The following is a 23,714-nucleotide window of genomic DNA, read 5'->3' on the forward strand; positions in this document are numbered from 1 at the left end:
TGTGAACGCGTTCACATTCACAAGCCTATTATGACCGACCGATTTTCGACGGTTGACAGGGGGTCCCCCCTTGGGTGTGACATCGACCCCTTGGCGCCAAGTTCAACATCTTGTTGAATTGTGTGCCATGCAGACGCACCTCACACGGATCCGGATCTCCTGGCCTGCCGGCCACCTCACCGCGACCCTCGACGACACGCCGACCACCCGGGCTCTGGCCGGGACGCTGCCGCTGACCTCCACCGCCTGCACCTGGGGCGAGGAGGTCTACTTCGACACCGGCGTCTCCGTTTCACGTGAAACGGATGCGCGACAGGTCGTGGAACCGGGAACGGTGGCCTTCTGGACGGACGGTGACGCCCTGGCCCTCCCTTACGGCCCCACGCCGATCTCACAGGGCGACGAGTGCCGCCTCGCGAGCCCGTGCAACATCCTCGGCACGCTGGACGCAGACCCCCGCATCCTGGCGACAGTGCGCGACGGCGATCCCGTACGCGTGGAACTCGCGAACGACTGACGGGCTCCACCCCCTCAAGGAGTGGAGCCCGTCGACAAGGATCGGCGAGGACCTCCCTACGCCTGCTTGCGGAAGCCTTCCGCCGCCTTGAGGAAGATGTCGTTCGCCTCGCACTCCCCGACCGTCACGCGCACACCCTCACCAGCGAACGGCCGGACGACTACTCCCGCCTGCTCACACGCCTGAGCGAAGGGAACCGTGGACTCTCCCAGCCGCAGCCACACAAAGTTGGCCTGGGTGTCGGGCACCGTCCAGCCCTGTGCGCGCAGCCCGTCGACCACGCGCGTGCGCTCACACACCAGGGAGCCGACCCTCCCGAGCAGTTCGTCCTCCGCGCGCAGCGAAGCGATCGCCGCCTCCTGCGCCAGCTGACTCACACCGAAGGGCACCGCCGTCTTGCGCAGCGCCGCCGCCACCGGCTCATGGGCGATGGCGAAGCCGACGCGCAGGCCCGCCAGGCCGTATGCCTTGGAGAACGTGCGCAGCACGCAGACGTTCGGCCGGTCCCGATACAGCTCGACGCCGTCGGGTACCTCGGGGTCGCGGATGAACTCCCGGTACGCCTCGTCCAGGACGACCAGTACATCACCGGGCACCCGGTCCAGAAAGCGCTCCAGCTCCGCCCGCTTCACGACGGTCCCGGTCGGGTTGTTGGGGTTGCAGACGAAGATCAGCCGAGTCCGGTCGGTGACGGCGTCCGCCATCGCATCCAGGTCGTGCACATCTCCGCTCGTCAACGGCACCTGTACCGACCGCGCACCGCTGATCTGCGTGATGATCGGGTACGCCTCGAACGAACGCCACGCGTACATGACCTCGTCGCCCGGGCCTGACGTGGCCTGGATCAGCTGCTGGGCGACACCGACCGAGCCGGTGCCGGTGGACAGGTGCGACAGCGGCACGCCGAAACGCTCCGACAGCTCGTTCATCAGCCCCGTGCACCCCATGTCGGGGTAGCGGTTGAACGACGAGGCCGCCGCCGTCACGCTCTCCATCACGCCGGGCAGCGGCGGATAGGGGTTCTCGTTCGAGGACAGCTTGTATGCCACCGGGCCGTCGGCAGCGGCCGGCTTGCCCGGCTTGTAGGTGGGGATCCCCGCCAGCTCGGCGCGCAGCTTCGGGCTCGTGTCACTCACCGCAGTCCTCCTAGCGACCCCCGGCGACCTGTCACTGCCACCGGAATCCAATACTGCTTACCTTATGAGGATTCGGCCCGCCTGCGTACAGGTGCGCGGCAAACCCCTCTCACCTCATGTGCATCACGAGCATCACCGCATGAACGCGCACGAAGGCGTGCGAATCGGGGGGCGCGCTACACATATATCTATGCGCCGGTGGCTCACGCCGTGGCGCGCATCCCTCGTGCAGGTGAGTTGAGACCTCTTCGCAACATCACGGACTTGGCAGGCTCATGCGCGTCAAGAGGACACGTCCACACTTAGAAAGGTTTAACTTCCTTTATTTCAAAGGGATCTGACGGGATGTTACCTTGCAGAAACGTACATGCTGACGAGTGCATATGCGTCCGCCCTACCCCACCGCATGAGCCCTACTATCGGCTCGCCATGACAGCAGCAGGGAAGCACCAGGTGAGCCGCGCGGAAACCTCACGCCGAGGCAGCCGGCCGGGCAGAGCGGGCATCAGGGACGTGGCCGCCGCCGCCGGAGTCTCCATCACAACAGTCTCCGATGCCCTGAACGGCAAGGGCAGGCTCCCCGATGCCACCCGACGCCACGTCCGCGAGGTCGCCGACCGGCTGGGCTACCGTCCCTCGGCCGCCGCCCGTACCCTCCGTACCGGCAAGTCGGGTCTCATCGGACTGACCGTGACGACATATGGGGATGAACCTTTCACCTTCACCGAATTCGCGTACTTCGCCGAAATGGCACGCGCCGCCACCTCGGCCGCGCTCGCCCGCGGCTACGCCCTCGTGATCCTGCCCGCCACCTCCCGTCACGATGTGTGGTCGAACGTCGCACTCGACGGCACCGTCGTGATCGACCCCTCCGACCATGACCCCGTCGTCAGCGAACTGATCCGCCAGGGTCTGCCGGTCGTCTCCGACGGCCGTCCGGCCGGCACACTCCCGGTCACCGCCTGGGTCGACAACGACCACGAGGCAGCCGTCCTCGGCATCCTCGACCACCTGGCCGACGCCGGCGCCCGCCGCATCGGCCTGCTGACCGGGACCACGACGGACACCTACACCCACTTGTCGACCACCGCATACCTGCGCTGGTGCGAGCGCGTCGGCCAGGACCCGGTGTACGAGGCCTACCCCGCGCACGACCCCTGCGCCGGCGCCGTCGCCGCCGACCGGCTGCTCGCCCGGCCCGACCGGCCCGACGCCGTCTACGGTCTGTTCGACCCCAACGGCACCGACCTGCTCGCCGCCGCCCGCCGCTACGGACTGCGCGTGCCCGAGGACCTGCTGCTGGTCTGCTGCAGCGAGTCCACCGTGTACGCCAACACCGAACCGCCCATCACGACGCTGTCGCTGAAGCCGCGGCGCATCGGCACGGCCGTGGTCCAACTGCTCATCGACGCCATCGAGGGCGTGGATTCGAACCAGCCGGTCGAGCAGGTGATACCGACGGAGCTGATCATCCGTACCTCGTCCCAGCGCCGTCCGCCCCGCACGACGGTCAGCCCGCCCCGGACCCACGAGGAGGGGTAGGCCCTGCGTCCCAGGGCCGAGGGCAGGGCGAGGCGGCAGGAAACGGCACCGGCGGGCCGCGTGGATCGGGCGGCCCGGCCGGGACGGCAGGAACACCGCCGGAGCGGTCCGGCAGCCGCCCCGCCCGGGCCGGGCAAGGCGCCCGGCCCGCTCCCGGCCGCCCGGCCGGGCCGTGGGGTCTGCGCGCCGGGTCCGGCGGCCGCCGTGTCGGCACCCGGGTGCGGTCTCGCGTCCTCACACGCGGGGAAAGCCCTTCCCAAACGGGGCGAAAGCCGCGATGAACTGGAGTCTTGCTCCGATTCACCACCCCTGGGTCATCACACGGCACGATCCGCATTCCTATGATGGGCCCACGACACCGCGGGCCGCTGCGACCAGGCAGTCCGAAGCGGTGCAGCTGCGGCGCGATGGTGGAGGGGTCGATGACTCAGGGGGCCGGTCAGGGACCCGAAACGGAGCGGACGGCGACGTTGCGCGACTTTCGGGTGCCCGCGTACGTCCACGAGACCGGTCCGTATGCCCACAGCACTCCTCCCGACGACGCCGGGGGCCTCGGCGACGCCCCGGAGGGATACACCCCCACCCAGCGCGACCTGCCCGTCATCCATAGGGGTGACACCCTTCAGGTGCCCGTCGACCCGGCGCCCGCCGCACCGGCACCGCAGTCGGCCGACGGCCCCGGCCCCCTGTACGTCGTCGGCGACGTGCACGGCTACCTCGACGAGCTGGTGGCCGCGCTGCAGGAGAGAAGCCTGATCGACGCCGCCGGCCAGTGGTGTGCGGGCACCGCCCGGCTGTGGTTCCTCGGCGACTTCACCGACCGCGGCCCCGACGGCATCGGCGTCATCGACCTCGTGATGCGACTGTCCGCCGAGGCCGCCGCGGCCGGCGGCTACTGCAAGGCCCTCATGGGCAACCACGAGCTGCTGCTGCTGGGCGCCAAGCGGTTCGGCGACACCCCCGTCAACTCCGGTGCCGGCACCGCCACCTTCCAGGCTGCCTGGTTGCTCAACGGCGGCCAGAAGAGCGACATGGACCGGCTCCAGGACCACCACCTGCAGTGGATGGCCCGCCTCGACGCGCTCACCGAGGTCGAGGACCACCTTCTGGTCCACTCGGACACGACCGCCTACCTCGACTACGGCTCGTCGATCGAAGAGGTCAACGACACCGTCCGCGAGGCCCTCACCCGTAACGACGCCGACGAGGTCTGGGACCTGTTCCGCAAGTTCACCCGGCGGTTCTCCTTCCGCGACGAGGGCGGACCCGACGCCGTGCGCTCGCTGCTGGACACCTACGGCGGCACGCGCATCGTGCACGGCCACAGCCCCATCCCGTACCTGCTGGGCGAGGTGGGATCCGAGGACGGCGAAGACGGCTCCGGCCCGGTCGTCGCAGGCCCACACGTCTACGCCGACGGCCTCGCCATCGCGATGGACGGGGGCGTGACGATGGCCGGAAAGCTGCTCGTGCAGCAACTTCCCCTGGACATCTGATCGTTCACAGGGCCCACGCCCCCGGTCGGCCTAGGGCGAACGGCGCAGGCCGGGGGCGAATTTGTGGAAACCCCCTGTCACCCTGTGGCATGACGGCTCTACCATCGGCTTATCCGTAGCAGGCTCCCCTCCGTTTCTGCCCGACGGCTCGTTCGTCATGCGAGCCCCAAGCCCTACGGAGCATCGGGGGATGCACATGAACAGCGTTCCGCAGCACCTGCTGAGCGAGGACCGCCAGGAGTACGAGCGGCTCCTCGATGAGGCGCTGCGCTCCGCACCGAACCGACCGGAACCGGCCGCTGTCGGACAGCGGCTCAACCCCGAGCAACTGCGCACCATGGCGCTGAACGCCACCGCACTCATCACCGCGGCGGCGACGACCGAGTACCAGCACTACGTCAAGATCCGCGAGGAAGTGCGCCGTCCGGCGCCGTCCGCCCCCGCCTCCGGCCGCGCGTCCGACGCGGCGGAACCGGGCGGCGCGATGGGCCTCGCCACCACCATGGGTGAGGTCGCCGAGACCGCCGGCGCGGGCGCCGTGGCCGTCGTCGCCGTCCTCGCCCCGGTCCTCGCCGGGACCGCCGCGGCGATCTTCCTGCTCGTGGGCTACATCCTGAAGATGCTCGACCCCGAGCCGGCGTTCGCCCAGACCATGCTCACCGCCGGATGGGTGTTCGGCGCCCTCACCGCTGCCGCGATCCTCGTCGCCACGGTCGGACTGCTGATCACCGCCCTGCGCAACCGGCCCTCCCGCGCGTCCGGGCCCTACGGCGAGCTGGACGAGGAGGTGGCCCGGGCCAAGGAGGCCTGGTGCGAGGCCCTCCTGGAACGGGGCATCCTGCCGTTCCTGCACGAGGCCCTCGCCGACCCCGGCACCACAGCCGCCGTGCATCGTGCGGCACCGTCGGCGCCGATCGGCCGCATGCCGCGGCTGGGGTACGACCGTCCGGGGTTCAGCAGTCCCGAGGACGGTTCCACGGGACCGCGCCCGAGCTTCACGAGCCCCGACTTCAGCAGTCCGGACTTCGGGGGCCCGGAGCACCAGCCGGAATAGCCCGCCGGCCTGCGCCTCCGCCCAGCGGTGGCGCAGGCCGAACGGACGGCCGCCCCGCACGCGACTGACCGGGTTCTACGACACCGGCAGCCGCGTGAGCGGTGCGGCGGACGTGCCCGCAAGGACCCGGCCGGCCCCGTGCCCGCCCGCGCCCCCCGGCACAACCCCTCTTGACCTGCCGTCAGTCGGCGATCGGCAGATAGACCCGGTTGCCCGCGGCGGCGAACTCCTGGGACTTCTGCGCCATGCCCTCCTCGATGTCGGCCTGGCTTGAGCCGTGCTCGCGGCGGATGTCCTGCGAGATCTTCATGCTGCAGAACTTCGGCCCGCACATCGAGCAGAAATGGGCGGTCTTGGCCGGCTCGGCCGGCAGGGTCTCGTCGTGGAACTCCCGTGCCGTGTCCGGGTCCAGGGCGAGGTTGAACTGGTCCTCCCACCGGAACTCGAAGCGGGCGTCGGACAGCGCGTCGTCCCACGCCTGCGCGCCGGGATGTCCCTTGGCGAGATCGGCTGCGTGAGCGGCGATCTTGTAGGTGATGACACCGGTCTTGACGTCGTCGCGGTTGGGCAGGCCCAGGTGCTCCTTGGGTGTGACATAGCAGAGCATGGCCGTGCCCCACCAGGCGATCATGGCCGCACCGATGCCGGACGTGATGTGGTCGTACGCCGGCGCGACGTCCGTCGTCAGCGGTCCGAGCGTATAGAACGGAGCTTCATCGCAGATCTCCTGCTGAAGGTCGATGTTCTCCTTGATCTTGTGCATCGGGACGTGGCCCGGGCCCTCGACCATCGTCTGTACATCGAAACGCCTGGCGACGCGGTTGAGTTCCCCCAGGGTCCTCAGCTCCGCGAACTGGGCCTCGTCATTGGCGTCGGCGATCGAACCGGGCCGGAGGCCGTCACCGAGGGAGTAGGTGACGTCGTAGGCGGCGAGGATCTCGCAGAGTTCCTCGAAGTTCTCGTAGAGGAACGATTCCTTGTGGTGTGCCAGGCACCAGGCCGCCATGATCGAGCCGCCGCGCGAGACGATGCCGGTCTTGCGGTTGGCCGTCAGCGGCACGTATGCCAGGCGCACCCCCGCATGGACGGTCATATAGTCCACGCCCTGCTCGGCCTGCTCGACGACGGTGTCCTTGTAGATCTCCCAGGTGAGTTCCTCGGCCTTGCCGTCGACCTTCTCCAGTGCCTGGTAGAGGGGCACGGTGCCGATGGGGACGGGGGAGTTGCGCAGCACCCACTCGCGAGTCGTGTGGATGTTCCGGCCGGTGGACAGGTCCATGACCGTGTCGGCGCCCCAGCGGGTGGCCCAGGTCATCTTCTCGACCTCTTCCTCGATGGAGGAGGTCACGGCGGAGTTGCCGATGTTGGCGTTGACCTTCACCAGGAACCGCTTGCCGATGATCATCGGCTCGATCTCCGGGTGGTTGACGTTGGCGGGCAGCACGGCCCGACCCGCCGCGATCTCCTCGCGGACGACCTCGGGGGAGACGTTCTCCCGGATGGCGACGAACTCCATCTCGGGTGTGATCTCCCCGCGTCGCGCATACGCGAGCTGCGTCACAGCCGCGCCGTCACGGCCGCGACGCGGCTGGCGCGGGCGGCCGGGGAAGACCGCGTCGAGATTGCGCAGGCCGCCGCGCGGCGAGGTGTGCTTGATGCCGTCGTCCTCGGGGCGGACGGGACGTCCCGCGTACTCCTCGGTGTCGCCGCGGGCGATGATCCAGTTCTCGCGCAGCGGCAGCAGGCCCCTGCGGACATCTGTGTCGACGAGTGGATCGGTGTATGGGCCGGATGTGTCGTACAGCGTGACGGACTGCCCGTTGGTGAGATGCACCTGACGGACCGGCACCCGCAGGTCGGGGCGTGCGCCCTCGACGTACGCCTTGTGCCAGCCGATGGACTTCCCGGCCTCCCCGTTCGACGGTGCGTCGACAGATCCGTCGGCCTGGATCTGCGTGGAGGCAGGCGTGCGTGCGTCCTTGTTGGTCATGAGACCTACTCCCTACGCCGGCATTACCCGGTAACAGGTTCGGCGGTCGACGCAGCGGTCATCGTCTTCCACGTTCCTCGTGGAACGTCACCGTGACGTGACGTTCCACGTGAAACATCGCAAAGACGAAGGTCAGCGCCCTCTCAGCCCGGTGCTCCGAGCTCCCGCGTGTGCAAAGGTGCCTCCACGCTAGCGTCAGTTCGGGCGCGGTGAACAGAGGGCCCCCCTCGTTGTTGCGATGATCGGTCGGTGACGACGACAGACCAGCCCCCGTATCGCCCGGATCCCGGACCCGAGGGTGGGCACGGCCACTCGCATCCCGGACCCGAGGGTGGGCACCGCCACTCGCACAGCCACAGCCACAGCCACGGTCCGGCCGCGCCCGTCTCACGGCACCTGCGCAAAGTCATCGCGGCTGTCCTCATCCCGTTCGCCGCTGCCGTGGTGGTCGGGCTCGCCGTGCTGTGGCCCGGTGGCGCGCCGGCGCACGCGCGCACGGGCGTCGGCTTCGACCGGCAGACGCAGCAGGCGACGGTCACCGCGGTCGTCGACGTGAGCTGCACGTCCGTCAACGCCTCGGGGGGCGCAACGGTCGGGAGCGTCTCCGGCACCGGGGTGCCGTCCACCCAGGAGCGGGCGGGCGGCACCTGCAGGAAGGCGACGATCCGTGTCGACTCCGGCAAGGACCGGGGCCGTACGTTCACCGAGATCGTGCAGCCGGACCAGTCCCGCCAACTCCACCAGGGCGAGGAGGTCGTGGTCGCCTACGAGCCCTCTGCTCCCAGGGAGCTGCAGTACTCGGTGGCCGACGTCAACCGCCGCTTCCCGCTGGCGCTGCTCGCCGGTGTCTTCGCGCTCGCCGTCGTGCTGGTCGGGCGGCTGAGGGGCGTGATGGCTCTGGTCGCGCTGGCCATCAGTTTCCTGGTGCTGAACCTCTTCATCCTGCCGGCGATCCTGCAGGGGTCGAACCCGCTGCTCGTGGCGGTCGTCGGAGCGAGCGCCATCATGCTGATCGCCCTGTACCTGTGCCACGGCTTGTCGGCCCGGACATCGGTGGCCGTACTCGGCACGCTCGTCTCCCTGCTGCTGATCGGCGTCCTCGGCTCGCTGTTCATCGGCTGGGCTGCCCTCACCGGCAACACCGACGACAACACCGGTCTGATCCACGGCTTGTACCCGTCGATCGACATGAGCGGTCTGCTGCTCGCCGGCGTCATCATCGGATCGCTGGGCGTACTGGACGACGTGACGGTCACGCAGACCTCGGCGGTCTGGGAACTGCACGAGGCCAATCCGTCGATGGGCTGGCGCGCTTTGTACCGCGCAGGTATCCGCATCGGGCGGGACCACATCGCGTCCGTCGTCAACACGCTGGTTCTGGCCTATGCGGGTGCGGCGCTGCCGCTCCTACTGCTCTTCTCCATCGCGCAGAGCAGCGTGGGGGCGGTCGCCAACAGCGAACTGGTCGCCGAGGAGATCGTCCGCACGCTGATCGGCTCGATCGGTCTGGTCGCCTCTGTACCGGTCACCACAGCGCTGGCGGCGCTGGTGGTCTCGGCGGACCGTCCGGGGTCTGCGGCGAGCGGCACGACGACAGGCGGGGCCCCGGTGCGCGGTGGCCGCGGGCGGCGGCGGAAGCGCTGATCGGAGGGGCCCGGCCCACTGGGGAAGCGTTCCTGCATCATTCTGGCCGCAAGGAACTTCCGCCACCCGTGCCGCCGGCTCAGCCCGCGCTCTGCTCCTCGGCCAGAATGCGGTCCAGTGCCTCGTCGAGATGGGCATCGAAGTCGGCCAGGGATCCCTCCTGCCCCAGCGGTACCAGTTTGTCGGTGCGGTCCAGGAAGCCGACCAGCGGTACCGAGGAGGCGCGGAACAGCGCCTGGTCGCTACCGACCTGGAGTCGGATCAGCACTTCACCCAGGGTGTCCGGTTCCACGGGAGCGACCCGCACGTCGCCCTCCCCACAGGGCCGACCCAGCCCGTCGATCAGCAGCTCACGGCCGAACGCCCAGGTCACCGGGGCATCACCGGGCAGATGGAAGGTCAGCCGCACGGCATAGGGATCACCGGTGTCGTAGCGCAGCTCCACCGGGATGCGGAAGGAGAGCTCCTCGGACACCAGGAAGCTCATCATGACCTCTGCGTGTACTGCCTGTGCGGACTCCCGCATCGCCTACCCCGTCATCTGCCGTCGACTGGCTGGGATGAACCCCTTGACACTGGTGAAATCTTGCTGAAAGTACATGGCAGATCACAAGGAGTAAGTTTTCAGATGCTGATAGAGACCGCGAGGGTGCCGAACAGTCGGCCGACCTCGTCCTGAAGTGTGCGGGCGGCGGGGATCAGCTGGTCTGCCTGGTCGTGGGGCAGGGAGATGGCCATGGTCGCGGCCGTGGTGCCCACGGTGATCGGAATCGCGGCGCACACGGTCCCCAGCGCGTACTCCTGCCGCTCGATCACGGGTTCCATCCGCCGCATCCGGTCCAGGCGCCGCAGCAGCGTGCCGTTGTCGGACACCGTGTACGGGGTGATGGCCTGCACCGGGTAGCGATCGAGGTGGTCGCGGCGGGCGTCCTCGTCGAGTTGGGAGAGCAGGCACTGCCCGATCGCGTGCGCGTGACCGGTCTCACGGAAGTCGGCCCACTCCTCGACCGCCGGGTTGCCCGGGGTGTCGGAGACGCACATGACCTCGATCTCGCCCTCCCGGTACAGGGCGTAGTACACGGGCACACCGATCGAATCCCGCCAGCGTGCGAGTGCCTCGGCGATGGTGCTGCGACGTTTCTGCGCCGCCACCCCGCTGCTGAGCCGCCCGGCGGCTTCACCGAGGAAGAACAGCCCCTTGTCGCGCCGCAGATAGCCCTCGTGCACCAGGGTGCGCAGCAGGTGGTAGGCCGTGGGAAGGGCGAGACGGGTCTCGCGGGCCAGGTGCTTGGCGGTGGTGCCGTGCTCGTGCCCGGCGACGGCCTCCAGCAGGCGCATCGCGCGCTGCACGGAACTGATCAGTGTCGTCGGGGCGTGCGGCTGCGCTGGGGCGTCCGGGGGGCCGGGCCGCTGCCGCGGCGGCGCGGAGGCACGCGGCTGGGCGGGGGGTGCGTACCGTTCCGTGGGTGCGGTGCCGACCGTGGCCAAGGATCACTCCCGATGCGCGAGGGGAGCCCGTGCCGGGGGAACACGGGTGCGGAGGTGAACACCGAGCGAGGGGGCGCCCCCGCATCGGGTTCCGGACTTTAACCGTCAGCCGCGCCCCACAGATGTCCTGTCCGGAAAACTTCCCCCGGCCGAGGGAACCGGCGCTTCCTCCCGGCGATCAGCGGTCGCCCGCACCCCTCACCAGTCGCCGCGCGAGGACGAACTCGAGACGAACTTCCGCACGATGTAGACCAGTCCGCCGACCAGGGCCACGAAGATCAGCAGCTTGAACAGCAGGCCGATCACGAAGCCGACGACGGTCGCTATGACGCTTCCGAACACGACCAGGGCGATGACGGGCACCGCGACCCACTTCACCCACCACGGCAGTCCCGCGAAGATCTCCCGCATTGTTCTCGCCTCTACCCTTCCGCCCGTTCCTGTGCCGGGCCGCCGAACCCGGTGTTCGCCGGGTGTTCCTGTTGTCCTGCCTCGATGCTAGGGCGCGGGCAGGGGCTCGCGGGGGCCTCGCACCCCTTGTCTCCCCCTGACCGGTCCCCTAGGGAACCCGGAGACTCCGGCTCAGCTCTCGGGCGGAGAGAAGACCACGAGTACCCTCAGGTCCTCGCTGATGTGGTGGAACCGGTGGCTTTCTCCGGCCGGCACGTAGACCACGCTGCCCCGCGCCACCTGGGTGGTCTCCGTACCGACGGTGAGCGAGGCACGGCCGCTGACGACGAAGTACACCTCGTCCTGCCGGTGCGGCTTCTGCGGGTCGTGCTCCCCGGCGTCGAGCGCGTACAGGCCGACCGACATGTTCCGCTCCCGCAGGAACTGGAGGTAGGCGCCGTCGTTGGCAGCCCGCTCCGCCTCCAGCTCGTCCAACCGGAATGCTTTCATCGCCGTTGTCCGCCCTCGTTTCCGTACTCACATCTGCTCATGGCCGATTCCGTCTGCCACGATCAGACACATGAAGAATTTTGTAGTCAAGACGATCGCGAACGCGGGGGCCCTGGCGGTCGCCGTATGGCTCCTCGACAAGATCACCCTGACCGGTGACAGCACGGGCAGGAAGATCGGCACTCTGCTTCTCGTCGCCCTGGTCTTCGGCCTGGTCAACTCCCTGGTCAAGCCGATCGTGAAAGTGCTGACCTTCCCCTTGTTCATACTGACGCTCGGGCTGTTCACGCTCATCGTGAACGCCCTGATGCTGCTGTTGACGTCGTGGGCCTGTGATCAGCTCGGTCTGAGCTTCCATGTGGACGGATTCTGGACCGCCGTTGTGGGCGGTCTGATCATCTCGGTCGTCTCCTGGGCACTCAACGTCATCCTGCCCGACGGGGACTGAATTTCATGACCTACCGCGTCTGCTTCGTCTGCACCGGCAACATCTGCCGCTCCCCGATGGCCGAGTCCGTCTTCCGCGCGCGGGTGGCGGAGGCCGGACTCGGCGACCTGATCGAGGCCGACAGCGCCGGAACCGGCGGCTGGCACGAGGGCGACAGCGCCGACCCGCGCACCGTGGCCGTCCTCGACGGGGCCGGCTACGGCACCGAACACACCGCCCGCCGTTTCCAGCCGTCGTGGTTCTCCCGGCTCGACCTGGTGATCGCCCTGGACTCCGGCCATCTCAGGGCCCTGCGCCGCCTGGCCCCCACCGAGGAGGACACGGCCAAGGTGCGCCTGATGCGGTCGTACGATCCCGCGGCCGACGACCTGGAGGTGCCCGACCCCTACTACGGGGGCCCGGAGGGCTTCGAGGAGTGCCTTGAGATGGTGGAGGCGGCGAGCGACGGTCTGCTCGCCGCGGTACGAGAGCACGTGGAAGGGCAGGCGGCATGAATGACCCGGCGTGGGCAGAGGGCGGCGGCACCGGGGAGGGCACGCGGGCCGTGCGGGCCGGGCTGCCCGAGCCGGTCAAGCACGAGCCCGCGCTGCCCGGCCCGGCGTTCGCCGCCCACTTCCACCTGCCAGGCGACCCGACGGGCCCGTACACGTACGGCCGGGACGAGAACCCGACCTGGACGTTGCTGGAGCGGGCCATCGGCGGTCTGGAGGCGCCCGGCGCCGAGGGAGCCGAGACGCTGGTCTTCGCCTCCGGCATGGCCGCCGTCTCCGCCGTGCTCTTCTCCCAGATGCGGGCAGGGGACACGGTGGTGCTCCCCAGCGACGGGTACCAGGTGCTGCCCCTGGTACGCGCCCAACTGGAGGCGTACGGCGTCGAGGTGCGCACCGCCCCGACCGGGGGTGACGCACAACTGGAGGTCCTGGACGGCGCGAAGCTGCTGTGGATCGAGTCGCCGTCGAACCCCGGGCTGGACGTGTGCGACGTACGACGCCTGGTCGAGGCAGCCCACGCGGGCGGCGCCCTGGTCGCCGTCGACAACACGCTGGCGACGCCGCTCGGGCAGCGCCCGCTGGCGCTGGGGGCCGACTTCGCCGTGGCGAGCGGCACCAAGCAGCTCACCGGCCACGGGGACGTCCTGCTCGGGTACGTCGTCGGGCGGGACGCCGCGGCCATGGCCGCCGTGCGCCGCTGGCGCAAGATCGTCGGCGCGATCCCGGGCCCCATGGAGGCCTGGCTCGCCCACCGCTCGATCGCCACGCTCCAGCTGCGGGTCGATCGGCAGAACGCCACGGCCCTGAAGGTGGCCGAGGCCCTGCGGGAGCAGCCGGAGGTGACCGGGCTGCGCTATCCCGGGCTTCCCGACGACCCCTCGCACAAGATCGCCTCACAGCAGATGCACCGCTACGGCTGTGTGATCTCGTTCGTGCTGTCCTCGCGCGCGCATGCCGACCGCTTCCTCGACGCGCTGCGGCTCGTCGACGACGCCACGAGCTTCGGCGGGGTGCGTTCCACGGCCGAACGGCGTGGGCGGTGGGGCGGCGACGCCGTGCCGGAAGGATTCATCCGCCTGTCGATCGGCGCGGAGGATCCCGAGGACCTGGTGGCGGATGTGCTGCGTGCGCTCAGGGAGTCGGCACGCTGACCGCTCGGCCGCGGGCAGACAGGAGTCCCGCTACGCACATCGGACGGTCCGAGCCTCCCCCCTCGTGGCTCGGACCGTCCCGGTTCTGCGCGCGAAGAACCGCGCGAACAAGGCTAGTTGACCGTGTGTCAGTGTCCAATCACGGTAGCGACAGAGACCTATCGACTTATTTATAGTTGGGCAGGGCCGGGGGGCTGCGGGGACGGGCGGCAACGAGGGAGGGTGCGCTATGGATCTGGCCTTGCTGCGCACCTTTGTGACCGTGCACCGGGCCGGCTCCTTCACCCGCGCGGCGGCCCTGCTCGGTCTCTCCCAGCCGGCGGTCACCTCACAGATCCGCACCCTGGAACGGCAACTGGGGCGCCCCCTGTTCCTGAGGCAGGCCCGCGGCGTGACTCCGACGAGTATCGGTGACGAACTCGCCCACAAGGCGGCCCCGCATCTGGACGCCCTGGTGGAGATCGCCGAGACCGGTCTCGACGACGAGTCCGCCCTGGGCACACTGCATCTCGCCGGCCCGCTGGAGTTCACCGCCGAGCGGGCCCTGCCCGTGCTCACGGAGCTGACCGGCGACGACGGCCAGGGTCTCGCGCTGCGCGCCTCCTTCGGCACCGCCGAGGAAACCCTGGAGGGACTGGCCGCCGGGCACCACGATCTGGTCATCAGCACCACCCGGCCCCGCGGCACACTGCTCACGGCGACCCCCTTGTGCGACGAGGAGCATGTCCTGGTCGCCGCCCCGCGCTGGGCAGACCGGCTCGGCACCGGGAAGGAACCTCCCAGGGACGCACCGTTCCTGGAGAGTGTCCCGGTCGTCGAGGTGCACGAGTCGCTTCCCTTTGTCTCCCGCTACTGGGGATCGGTCTTCGACAGCCGACCGGCTGCCTCGGGCACCGTCATCGTCCCGGATCTGCGCGCCGTCCTCGCCTGTGCCGCGGCGGGCGCCGGGCTTGCGGTACTGCCCCGCTATCTGTGCAACGCCGCCCTGGAGCATGGTGACGTCGTCGCGCTGCACGAGCCGGCAGTGCCGCCGCTGCGCACGTACTTCCTGGCGGTTCGCACCGGCACCCTCGCGATGCCGCACATCGCGCGGGCCCATGACTGGCTGCTGCGCGCGGCGGCCGACTGGTCCTGACGCCGTCACAGGGCGAGCTCACCCGGTCACCTTTCGCGATGTTTCACGTGGAACGTGCCCAGATGTTTCACGTGGAACCGGCCGGGCCACATTTCTCCCATGACCGTCCGACCCGTGGTCAAGCGCACCGCGCGTGCCGTTCTGCTGGACGGCGACGACCTCATCCTGATCAAGCGCACCAAGCCCGGTGTGGACCCCTACTGGGTGACCCCCGGGGGCGGGGTCGAGCCCGAAGACCCCACTGTCGTCGACGCCCTGCACCGCGAGGTGTACGAGGAACTCGGCGCCAAGATCACCGATGTCGTGCCCTGCTTCGTCGACACCGTCGAACACATCGGAGCGGACGGAGGCGCGACGGGGGTGAAGATCCAGCACTTCTTCGTCTGCCATCTGGAGTCCATGGACCCCTCACTTCGGCACGGCCCGGAGATGGACGAGCCCGCCGGCGAGTACGAGATCGTCCGGGTGCCGTTCACCCGCGTCGGTATCGCCTCCGTCCATCTCGTACCGCTGTCACTGCGGCACTATCTCGACGGAAACATCGAGGGTGTCCGGGCGATGCACGCCCCCGACCTGGGCTGACCCGGCCGACGCCGCATACCGATGGTGGCGGTTCCCGTGCGCGCCGCCTGTGGGGGCGCCCGCCTGGCAGCGGTGTCCCCGCTGGGTCGCCACGTGGCCAAAAGCACGTCCGTCCCTCGGGAAACGGGTGGACGCGGAGGCCTCCGGTCGGACAGCCTGGCCTGCGTGCCGACTGCCCTTCCTGCCGCTCTGCCCATCCGTCGCCTGACGCTTCGCGACCTCACTGCCTGCGCAGACCTGTCGGAGGACCGGGGGTGGCCGCGCGAGGAACACAAGTGGGGCTTCCTCCTCACCGCCGGCCGCGGCTACGGCATCGACGACCCGGACGGCGGACTCGTCAGCGCCTGCATCGTCACACGCTACGGGCCGGAACAGCGGCCCGATCTCGGCGCGATCGGAATGGTGCTCGTCGCCGAGCGGTATGCCCGTCAGGGCATCGGCCGCCACATGATGCGCCACGTCCTCGCCGAGATGGGCACCACGCCCATGACCCTGCATGCCACCCCGTACGGCCGCCCGCTCTACGAGGAGCTCGGCTTCAAGGTCATCGGCCGGACGGAGATGGTGCTCGGACGCTTCTGCCCGGACGACACCGACCTGGAAGGCATCGGCTCGGGCATCACCACCCGAGCCGCGACCGCCGAGGACCTCGCGGCGATCCTCCGCCTCGACGAGGAAGTGCTGGGCACCGATCGGACCCCCATCGTCACCCGGCTGCCCGCCTTCGCCGACCTACTGCACGTCGCCGAGGAACGCGGCCGGATCACGGGCTACGCGGCAGCCTGGCCCAACATGCACACGCAAGTCGTCGGACCGCTCATCGCCCACGACACCCGGACCGCTCAGGCCCTCGTGAACTCCCTGGCCGCCCACAGCGACCGCCCGCTGCGCACCGACATCGACGTACGGCACGAGGAACTGCTGACCTGGCTCAAGCAGCACGGCCTCGCATCTGTCGCCTTCAACGCGGTCATGAGCCTCGGCATCACGGAGCTTCCGGGCGACTGGCGCAGGAGGTTCGCCCCGGTGACGGTGGCCGCGGTCTGACCCGGCCGGCAGGAGGGAAGCCGGCCGGCGGGGGCAGTGCAATGGTTGCATGCGCGCGCTATGCGCCACCGCGGTCAATTGCATCACCGCCCTACGCTGGATTGAGCCGCTCCGGGACGATGGAAACGCCATGACAGCGACGGACCCCGCGATCATCCACCTCACCCAGGGCTGGTGCGTGCTCTCCCTGCTCCACGGCAAGATCGACGCACATCTCGAGCGAGCCCCGCACACAGGACACGATCTGAGCGTGCGCGAGTACTCGCTGCTCGACGTGCTCAGCCGCCAGCACGACGGCGAGGGAGGCCACCTCCAGATGAAGCAGGTCGCCGACGCCGTCGTCCTCAGCCAGAGTGCCACCACCCGCCTGGTGACCCGCCTGGAGGATCGCGGGCTGCTGGAGCGCTGTCTGTGCCCCACTGACCGCCGCGGCATCTACACCAACGTCACCGAGGCGGGCCTCGCACTCCTGCGACCGGCCAGGTCCACCCACGACGCCGCTCTGCGCGAAGCACTCGGCGAGGCCGCGACGAACCCCGAACTCGCCCCGCTGGTCCGGGCGGTGGAGTCGCTCGACGTGGCCGGCCGGAAGGTGCCCGCATAGAGTGCGGCGCATGGGAGATCATGCACCACGCCCCGGAATCGGTGACCTGGACATACGACCCGCCGCCGAGGGCGACATCCCGGAGATCGTCGCGATGCTGGCGGACGACCCGCTCGGCGCCCAGCGCGAAACACCGAACGACCTGGCGCCGTATCGGGCAGCGCTGGAGCGGCTCAGCACCGACCCGCTCCAGCATGTGATCGTGGCCGTACGGTGCGACCGCGTCGTCGGCACCCTCCAGCTCACGATCGTCCCGGGACTGTCCCGGCGCGGCTCCACACGGTCGATCATCGAAGGTGTCCGCGTCCACGCCGACGAACGCGGAAACGGCCTGGGCTCCCGGCTGATCGAGTGGGCCGTGGACAGGTCCCGCAGCGAGGGCTGCCAACTCGTGCAGCTGACCTCGGACGCGTCCCGCACCGATGCCCACCGGTTCTACGAGCGACTCGGGTTCACCGCGTCGCACGTGGGTTTCAAGTTGTCGCTGTGACGGGGGCGAGGGGGCTGTTTCACGTGAAACAGCCCCCTCGGGCGGTCCGTCGCCTCTCCGTACCGCTTACCCGATGCCGCGCCATCCCTCCGGGTCGACGCCGCCCGGCACGGCTGTCCCCTCCTCGTAGGGCTGGCGCGTGAAGACGAACGTTCCCAGGTCCAGGTGGTCCACCGCCCCGTCCGCCCGCCGTGCGACCGTCAGCAACTCACCGGCGAAGTAACCGTCGAGCCCCGTCCACGTGCCGTCACCGTTCGGCCGCAGCCGCGCACGCCGGCCGCTGCCGGACAGGGGGTCCAGCGCCAGCAGACCGTCGGACGTCGGACGCAGAGCGAACCCGTTCGTCCCCCAGTACCACGGCCCTGCCAGCTCCAGCACGGCCGCATCGACCTGCCCCAGCGGACGCCACGGCTCGGGAATCCAGGGCTCGGCCTCAGCGACGATGCGGACGAGATCGGCTGCCACGGCGGACACCTGGGGTCCGGAGGTGCAGTTGGTCAGCACCACCGCCGCGACGTCGTCGGCGACACTGACGCTGAGGTTCGCCAGGAAGCCCGGCACCGATCCGCTGTGCCCGGCGAGCAGACGACCGTCCCGGTGCTGCAGCTGCATCCCGAGGCCGTAGGCGACCCCGTCCGCCAGATCCGCAGCCTCGGGAGGCGCAGCCGGAGTCCGCATCTCCCGTACGCTCTGGGCACCCAGCACCCGGTCGTCGCCCTCGGCCAGGAAGGTCGCGAAGCGTGCCAGATCGCCGGTGGTCGACCAGAGCTGCCCGGCCGGCTCCATCCGCCCGAAGTCCTGCGCGGGCTCCGGCAACAGCACATCGGCCCACGGGTGCACCGCCCAGCCGCCCGCATGTGGTGCGCGAGGCCGTACGCTCGTCCCCTCAAGGCCCAGCGGACGGAGCACTTCTCGCTGAAGGGCATCCTCCCACGGGGCACCCCGAAGCCGCTCCACGAGGGCGCCCAGCAAGGTGTAGCCGGGGTTCGAGTAGTGGAACCGCCGCCCCACCGGATGCCGATGCGGCTGCTCCCCCAGAACGTCCGACAGCTCCGGGCGCAAGGAACCGGGGCTGCGCTCCCACCACGGCCCCGTCGACGACTCAGCCGCCAGGCCACCGGTGTGCGCCAGCAGATCGGCGATCGTCGCCTCCCCCGCCCCGGTGCCCGGCAGATGCTCCTCCAGCGGGTCGTCGAGGTCGATCAGCCCCTCGTCGCGCAGCCGCAGGACGAGTACCGCGGTGAAGGTCTTGGTGATCGAGCCGATGCGGTACTGCGTGTTCGCGTCCGGAGCGTGACCGTCGACCGATGTCCGCGCACCGTCCCACACCCGCTGCCCGCCCCGTACGACGGCGGCCACGAGTGACGGCGCGCGCCCTTCGCTCTGAGCCACCGCGATCCGGTGCAGCAGCGCACGCCGTGTGGCCGGAAGCAGCTCTTGCTGAGAAGTCGTCATGCGTACAGTCCACCCCGCCCCGGGCCCACGCGTCGAGCGCACAAGCCCGCGGGCCCCGGCGTGCCGTGCACCAGGGTGCCACTCGTCCACCGGCTTCTCGTTCCTCACCTCACGTCGCGTCAGGCGCTGCCGGTCTCAGATCCGCGCCGTTACCTGCGCGTGCCCGCGTAAGTCCGTCGGGTGACCCGAAGCACGAGTGCGCCTCGTCGCCACCCGTCTCCGGCGCGGCCTTGCCCTGACCTGACGCATGGTCAGCCATGAGAACGCGGCGCGGCTCTCGAGAACCTGGAATCCCTGTAGGGTCTCACGTCGCGTGGCATGGTGATCTCAACTGACCAGCGGATCCCTGGGTTGTCTCACGGGATGTAGCACGGCTTGACTCTCACTTCCGTGGCATTTGTTCAGTTTCCGCGCTTCGGCGAGATGCGTCGTCTGAACGGGTCGGCGCCGACCCGGGGCTATGAGCGGTACCTGTCCCTGGCCCTTCGGCCGCACGTCACCTTGAGATGCGGGCTTCGATGCGTCGAGCAGGAAGTCGAGGCCGATCCGGAAGGTGTGGTCGGCGTCCAGGTGGGCGGCATCGCGCACCACCGTGGCCCAGCGCGGGGAATCGGCCAGTGGCGAAGGTCCGCTCCAGATAGGGCCCGAGTGAAGCCTGCCAGCGCTTCTCGTCCATCCCGGTGGCCCGCTCGGCACGCCGCTCGGCAATCTCCCGACGCACCGCGCCGATCACATACGCGTCGACCGCGGTGACCACCGGCATGATCGCGTCCACGTCAACGCCGTCCAGCGCGGCCACCACAGCCTCCCCTCTGGCCAGCGCGTGCGGCCCGAGCTGCGGTCGGCCACCGAGCAGGTCGGCGAGCGGTTCGTGCTCGTGAACTGCCTGCCGCGTGGTTTCGGCAAGAGACCGCAGCACCTCTCGCCAGCCGTCTCCGACCGGCCGGATCTCGGCATAGGCCGCGTCGACCATCAGGTCGAGCAGTTCCTCCTTGCTGGCGATGCAGCTGTACAGCCGCATCGGCCCGACGCCCAGCGAAGCGGCGACCTTGCGTAGCGACACCGCCTCCAGGCCGTCCGCGTCGGCCAGCTGGATCGCTGCTTGCACGATCCGCTCTCGGGTGAGCGGGGCCGGCACGGGTCGACTGGTTCGCCGCCAGCGGATTCCCGTTCGCTGACCCGGCCGCCGCCCGGGCGCGGCTGATCGACCTGCTCCCCGGCTGGGACTCACGGATCACCGCGCTGATCGCGGCCTGCGACGACACGATCGTGCCGCGGTCGATCACCACTCTCCCGATCGGCCTGACCTGGCCGTCGACGCCGGGCGTCACGCTGCTCGGCGATGCCGCGCATTTGATGCCACCGGTGGGAGAGGGGGCCAACATGGCGCTGCTCGACGGCGCCCTGCTCGGTCTTGCGCCGACCGCGCACCCGGACGACTTTCCCGCCGCCGTCAAAGCATACGAACGCGAGAAGTTCGAACGCACCAGCGCTGCGGCCCGGATGTCCGCGGGCATGCAGGAATTGCTGACGTCGCCGGACGCCGCCCAGAAAATGCTCGCTTTCTTCCAACCTGGCGGAATCCGGGCCCCTGCAAGGCTGTAGGTTCTCACCGCGGCGACCTACGTGTCGTGCTGTGACCTGGGCGTGTTGGCTGTCTCAGGGCCTTGTCACCCGTGATCAGTCTCAACTCCGTGGCATTTCCTCGCGAGGGCGAGGTAGAGATCAGGCGGCTTGCCCGAGTCGGCCGAGTACACCACGCTGAGTCCCGAGCACGAGGACCACCGGCGAGCCCCAGATCGCGCACCGATGAGTTTCCCGCGCCGCGCTGGTCTGTACGCCGGACACCCACGGACGGAAGGCTGGGCCATGCGGAAACTGATCTACGGCATGAACCTGACCCTGGACGGCTACATCGCCGCGGCCGGCGACGACATCGGCTGGAGCGGGCCGCCGAGCGACGAGCTGTTCCAGTGGTGGCTCGACCAGGAGCGCGAGAGTGGCCTGTCGCTGTACGGGCGCAAGCTGTGGGAGACGATGAGTTCCTACTGGCCGACCGGCGACCAGCAGCCGGGCGCCACCCCGGAGGAGATCGAGTTCGCGCGGAACTGGCGGGACACGCCGAAGGTGGTGTTCTCCTCGACGATCGACAAGGTCGACTGGAACACCCGCCTGGTCACCGGCGACGCCATCGCCGAGATCACCCGGCTCAAAGCCGAGGACGGCGGCCCGATGAACATCGGCGGCGCTACGCTCGCCGGGGCGGCCATGCGCGCCGGGCTGATCGACGAGTACGCGATGGCCGCCTATCCGGTCCTGGTGGGCGGCGGCACGCCGTTCTTCACCGCGCTGGACAGCTGGGTGAACCTGAAGCTGGTGGAGACGCGGACGTTTCCCGGCGGCGTGGTCCTGACCAGGTACGAGACGAGGCGCTGAGCAGCAGCACCCACGCGCTGGGGATTGTCTCGAAGCGATGTGCGCAGCGGTGCGGGGAGCAGCACCTCAGCGCTCCCACCCGCCGGCCCGACCACCGCCCATCAAGGGGGCGCTTCGCGCCGCTGTGCCACCGGCCTGCGGGATCGACTCAGAATGCCATGGGCGGGCAGAGCGGGCCGGAATCTCTCTCGCCCGAGAGGGTGAACTCCTCGACCAGCGCGTCTCAAGAAGACGGCATAGGCGCCACCGACGTGCCGCCGGGTCTGAGGTTGTGCCGCGAAATCTGAGACCCCGCAGTCCCTCGGATCAGGTCTGGGCCATGTCCACGAAGCGGGAGTAGTGGCCCTGGAAGGCCACGGTGATCGTGGCCGTCGGGCCGTTTCGGTGCTTGGCGACGATCAGGTCGGCCTCACCGGCGCGCGGGGACTCCTTCTCGTAGGCGTCCTCGCGGTGCAGCAGGATGACCATGTCGGCGTCCTGCTCGATGGAGCCGGACTCGCGCAGGTCGGAGACCATCGGCTTCTTGTCGGTGCGCTGTTCGGGGCCACGGTTGAGCTGTGAGAGCGCGATGACCGGGAGCTCCAGCTCCTTGGCGAGCAGTTTGAGGTTACGGGACATGTCCGAGACCTCCTGTTGCCGGCTCTCGGCGCGCTTGGAGCCACCGGACTGCATCAGCTGGAGGTAGTCGATGACGACGAGTCTGAGGTCGTTGCGCTGTTTGAGGCGGCGGCACTTGGCTCGGATCTCCATCATCGACAGGTTCGGGGAGTCGTCGATGTAGAGCGGGGCCGCCGAGACATCCGGCATCCGGCGGGCCAGACGAGTCCAGTCCTCGTCCGTCATCGTGCCCGAGCGCATGTGGTGCAGGGCGACGCGCGCCTCGGCGGAGAGCAGGCGCATCGCAATCTCGTTGCGGCCCATTTCGAGCGAGAAGATCACGCTCGGCAGGTTGTTCTTGATCGAGGCGGCCCGCGCGAAGTCCAGTGCGAGCGTCGACTTGCCCATCGCGGGACGCGCGGCGATGACGATCATCTGGCCCGGGTGCAGTCCGTTGGTGAGGGAGTCGAAGTCGGTGAATCCGGTGGGCACGCCGGTCATCTCGCCGCTGCGCGAGCCGATCGCCTCGATCTCGTCGAGGGCGCCCTCCATGATGTCGCCGAGCGGCAGGTAGTCCTCGCTGGTGCGCTGCTCGGTGACGGCGTAGATCTCGGCCTGGGCTCGGTTGACGATCTCGTCGACGTCGTCGTCGGCGGCGTAGCCCATCTGCGTGATGCGGGTGCCGGCTTCGACGAGGCGTCGCAGGACCGCCCGCTCGTGCACGATCTCCGCGTAGTACTCGGCGTTGGCCGCCGTCGGCACCGTCTGGACGAGGGTGTGCAGGTAGGAGGCGCCGCCGACCTTGTTGATCTCGCCGCGCTTGGTCAGCTCGGCGGCGATCGTGATGGGGTCGGCCGGCTCGCCCTTGGCGTAGACGTCGAGGATCGCCTGGAAGATCGTCTCGTGGGCGGGCTTGTAGAAGTCGTGGCCCTTGAGGATCTCGACGACGTCGGCGATGGCGTCCTTGGACAGCAGCATGCCGCCGAGGACCGACTGCTCGGCTTCGAGGTCCTGCGGCGGAAGGCGCTCGAAGGCGGATCCGGCGCCCTCCCAGGCGCCGTTGTCCCGCCCCCGATCGTGCTGCTCGTCGCGGCCCCGGCCGCCGTCACCGCGCCGACGGGAGGCGGGCAGACGATCACTGGGACCGCTGTCGGCCCACGGGTCGTCCAAGGGCTCGGAAATGCTCACCGAGCCACCTCCTCCCGTCCGCGGAGCGGACCTCGCCGTGCCCCTCATTTCTACGGCACGGCACTGACAAATCAGGGGCCCAACTCCGGTTCCAGCGGGCCGGTTTTGTGACGTTTTGAAAACCGGTACACGGAGCGGGCGCCGGACCACGGTAGGCCTGCGGGCACCGTCAGCCAATCTGGTTATCCACAGGGCATGTGGATGACGGCCCGGATGCTGTGGAGAACTCCACAAAACCTGTGTACGACCCGGTGGACAGTGCTGTGAACAAGGTCGCGCTGCCGCCGCAAGAACGCCTCTGACCTGGCACTTCAACATCCACC

The 23,714-nt window shown here is 69.4% G+C and carries 23 protein-coding genes and 1 pseudogene; 15 read left to right on the forward strand and 9 right to left on the reverse strand.

The genetic code is table 11. The features are described from left to right. The first annotated feature begins 127 nt into the window (after window positions 1–127). Complete coding sequence (locus JS756_RS03865) at window positions 128–517, forward strand: cyclophilin-like fold protein (RefSeq protein ID WP_205381476.1); 390 nt, start codon at window positions 128–130, stop codon at window positions 515–517. 56 nt (window positions 518–573) lie between these two features. Here JS756_RS03865 and hisC read toward each other — a convergent pair whose 3' ends face one another. Continuing rightward, window positions 574–1,653, reverse strand: coding sequence for a histidinol-phosphate transaminase (hisC, locus tag JS756_RS03870; protein WP_205381477.1), 1,080 nt, complete (start codon window positions 1,651–1,653; stop codon window positions 574–576). A 429-nt stretch (window positions 1,654–2,082) separates the two neighbouring features. Here hisC and JS756_RS03875 point away from each other — a divergent pair, with 429 nt between their 5' ends. The 3 genes from JS756_RS03875 (at window position 2,083) to JS756_RS03885 (ending at window position 5,745) form a co-directional block, all read left to right on the forward strand. Then, complete coding sequence (locus JS756_RS03875; protein ID WP_205381478.1) at window positions 2,083–3,195, forward strand: LacI family DNA-binding transcriptional regulator; 1,113 nt, start codon at window positions 2,083–2,085, stop codon at window positions 3,193–3,195. 407 nt (window positions 3,196–3,602) lie between these two features. Continuing rightward, window positions 3,603–4,691: a metallophosphoesterase gene (locus JS756_RS03880; RefSeq protein ID WP_275892648.1), complete on the forward strand. Its 1,089-nt coding sequence runs from the start codon at window positions 3,603–3,605 to the stop codon at window positions 4,689–4,691. A gap of 190 nt (window positions 4,692–4,881) precedes the next feature. Beyond that, on the forward strand, window positions 4,882–5,745 hold the full coding sequence (locus JS756_RS03885; protein WP_205381480.1) for a hypothetical protein: 864 nt from the start codon (window positions 4,882–4,884) through the stop codon (window positions 5,743–5,745). A 181-nt stretch (window positions 5,746–5,926) separates the two neighbouring features. Here the strand turns inward: JS756_RS03885 and thiC are convergent, their stop codons facing one another. After that, window positions 5,927–7,735: a phosphomethylpyrimidine synthase ThiC gene (gene thiC, locus JS756_RS03890; protein WP_240203211.1), complete on the reverse strand. Its 1,809-nt coding sequence runs from the start codon at window positions 7,733–7,735 to the stop codon at window positions 5,927–5,929. 249 nt (window positions 7,736–7,984) lie between these two features. Between thiC and JS756_RS03895 the strand changes: the two genes are divergently transcribed. After that, a complete protein-coding gene (locus tag JS756_RS03895; RefSeq protein ID WP_205381481.1) occupies window positions 7,985–9,379 on the forward strand; it encodes a YibE/F family protein in 1,395 nt (464 codons plus the stop codon). A 79-nt stretch (window positions 9,380–9,458) separates the two neighbouring features. Here the strand turns inward: JS756_RS03895 and JS756_RS03900 are convergent, their stop codons facing one another. From JS756_RS03900 to JS756_RS03915, 4 genes are all read right to left on the reverse strand, one after another. Beyond that, a complete protein-coding gene (locus JS756_RS03900) occupies window positions 9,459–9,905 on the reverse strand; it encodes an SsgA family sporulation/cell division regulator (protein ID WP_205381482.1) in 447 nt (148 codons plus the stop codon). A 98-nt stretch (window positions 9,906–10,003) separates the two neighbouring features. Then, window positions 10,004–10,729: an IclR family transcriptional regulator gene (locus tag JS756_RS03905; RefSeq protein ID WP_307790301.1), complete on the reverse strand. Its 726-nt coding sequence runs from the start codon at window positions 10,727–10,729 to the stop codon at window positions 10,004–10,006. 336 nt (window positions 10,730–11,065) lie between these two features. Next, window positions 11,066–11,278, reverse strand: coding sequence for a DUF5326 family protein (locus JS756_RS03910; protein WP_205381484.1), 213 nt, complete (start codon window positions 11,276–11,278; stop codon window positions 11,066–11,068). A 171-nt stretch (window positions 11,279–11,449) separates the two neighbouring features. Beyond that, entirely contained in the window at window positions 11,450–11,767 is a 318-nt protein-coding gene (locus tag JS756_RS03915; RefSeq protein ID WP_205381485.1) for a cupin domain-containing protein, read from the reverse strand. Between the two features lie 70 nt (window positions 11,768–11,837). Between JS756_RS03915 and JS756_RS03920 the strand changes: the two genes are divergently transcribed. From JS756_RS03920 to JS756_RS03955, 8 genes are all read left to right on the forward strand, one after another. Beyond that, the gene (locus tag JS756_RS03920; protein ID WP_205381486.1) at window positions 11,838–12,215 is read left to right on the forward strand and encodes a phage holin family protein; all 378 of its coding nucleotides are present in this window, start codon (window positions 11,838–11,840) and stop codon (window positions 12,213–12,215) included. A 5-nt stretch (window positions 12,216–12,220) separates the two neighbouring features. Then, a complete protein-coding gene (locus JS756_RS03925) occupies window positions 12,221–12,709 on the forward strand; it encodes a low molecular weight protein-tyrosine-phosphatase (protein ID WP_205381487.1) in 489 nt (162 codons plus the stop codon). Beyond that, window positions 12,706–13,857 carry a cystathionine gamma-lyase gene (locus tag JS756_RS03930; RefSeq protein ID WP_205381488.1) on the forward strand — a complete coding sequence of 384 codons (1,152 nt, stop codon included), beginning with the start codon at window positions 12,706–12,708 and terminating at the stop codon, window positions 13,855–13,857. Before JS756_RS03925 ends, JS756_RS03930 begins: the two co-directional genes overlap by 4 nt. Before the next feature lie 229 nt (window positions 13,858–14,086). Beyond that, the gene (locus JS756_RS03935) at window positions 14,087–14,992 is read left to right on the forward strand and encodes a LysR family transcriptional regulator (RefSeq protein WP_205381489.1); all 906 of its coding nucleotides are present in this window, start codon (window positions 14,087–14,089) and stop codon (window positions 14,990–14,992) included. Window positions 14,993–15,091: 99 nt separating this feature from the next. Further along, the gene (locus JS756_RS03940; RefSeq protein WP_205381490.1) at window positions 15,092–15,574 is read left to right on the forward strand and encodes an NUDIX domain-containing protein; all 483 of its coding nucleotides are present in this window, start codon (window positions 15,092–15,094) and stop codon (window positions 15,572–15,574) included. A gap of 165 nt (window positions 15,575–15,739) precedes the next feature. Continuing rightward, window positions 15,740–16,621, forward strand: a complete 882-nt coding sequence (locus JS756_RS03945; RefSeq protein WP_307790304.1) for a GNAT family N-acetyltransferase — start codon at window positions 15,740–15,742, stop codon at window positions 16,619–16,621. Window positions 16,622–16,751: 130 nt separating this feature from the next. After that, complete coding sequence (locus JS756_RS03950) at window positions 16,752–17,225, forward strand: MarR family winged helix-turn-helix transcriptional regulator (RefSeq protein ID WP_205381492.1); 474 nt, start codon at window positions 16,752–16,754, stop codon at window positions 17,223–17,225. A 37-nt stretch (window positions 17,226–17,262) separates the two neighbouring features. Further along, on the forward strand, window positions 17,263–17,715 hold the full coding sequence (locus JS756_RS03955) for a GNAT family N-acetyltransferase (protein WP_205381705.1): 453 nt from the start codon (window positions 17,263–17,265) through the stop codon (window positions 17,713–17,715). Window positions 17,716–17,781: 66 nt separating this feature from the next. Here the strand turns inward: JS756_RS03955 and JS756_RS03960 are convergent, their stop codons facing one another. Continuing rightward, entirely contained in the window at window positions 17,782–19,170 is a 1,389-nt protein-coding gene (locus tag JS756_RS03960) for a serine hydrolase domain-containing protein (protein ID WP_205381493.1), read from the reverse strand. 496 nt (window positions 19,171–19,666) lie between these two features. Then, window positions 19,667–20,278 carry a TetR/AcrR family transcriptional regulator gene (locus JS756_RS03965; RefSeq protein WP_307790306.1) on the reverse strand — a complete coding sequence of 204 codons (612 nt, stop codon included), beginning with the start codon at window positions 20,276–20,278 and terminating at the stop codon, window positions 19,667–19,669. Between the two features lie 35 nt (window positions 20,279–20,313). Here JS756_RS03965 and JS756_RS03970 point away from each other — a divergent pair. Continuing rightward, window positions 20,314–20,775 (forward strand): annotated as a pseudogene (locus JS756_RS03970) (FAD-dependent oxidoreductase); the annotation flags it as partial. A gap of 264 nt (window positions 20,776–21,039) precedes the next feature. Next, window positions 21,040–21,606: a dihydrofolate reductase family protein gene (locus JS756_RS03975; protein WP_205381494.1), complete on the forward strand. Its 567-nt coding sequence runs from the start codon at window positions 21,040–21,042 to the stop codon at window positions 21,604–21,606. A 306-nt stretch (window positions 21,607–21,912) separates the two neighbouring features. Here the strand turns inward: JS756_RS03975 and dnaB are convergent, their stop codons facing one another. After that, the gene (dnaB, locus tag JS756_RS03980) at window positions 21,913–23,391 is read right to left on the reverse strand and encodes a replicative DNA helicase (RefSeq protein WP_205381495.1); all 1,479 of its coding nucleotides are present in this window, start codon (window positions 23,389–23,391) and stop codon (window positions 21,913–21,915) included. Between the last annotated feature and the right edge of the window lie 323 nt (window positions 23,392–23,714).

The organism is Streptomyces actuosus (assembly GCF_016921115.1).
Classification (GTDB): Bacteria; Actinomycetota; Actinomycetes; order Streptomycetales; family Streptomycetaceae; genus Streptomyces; species Streptomyces actuosus_A.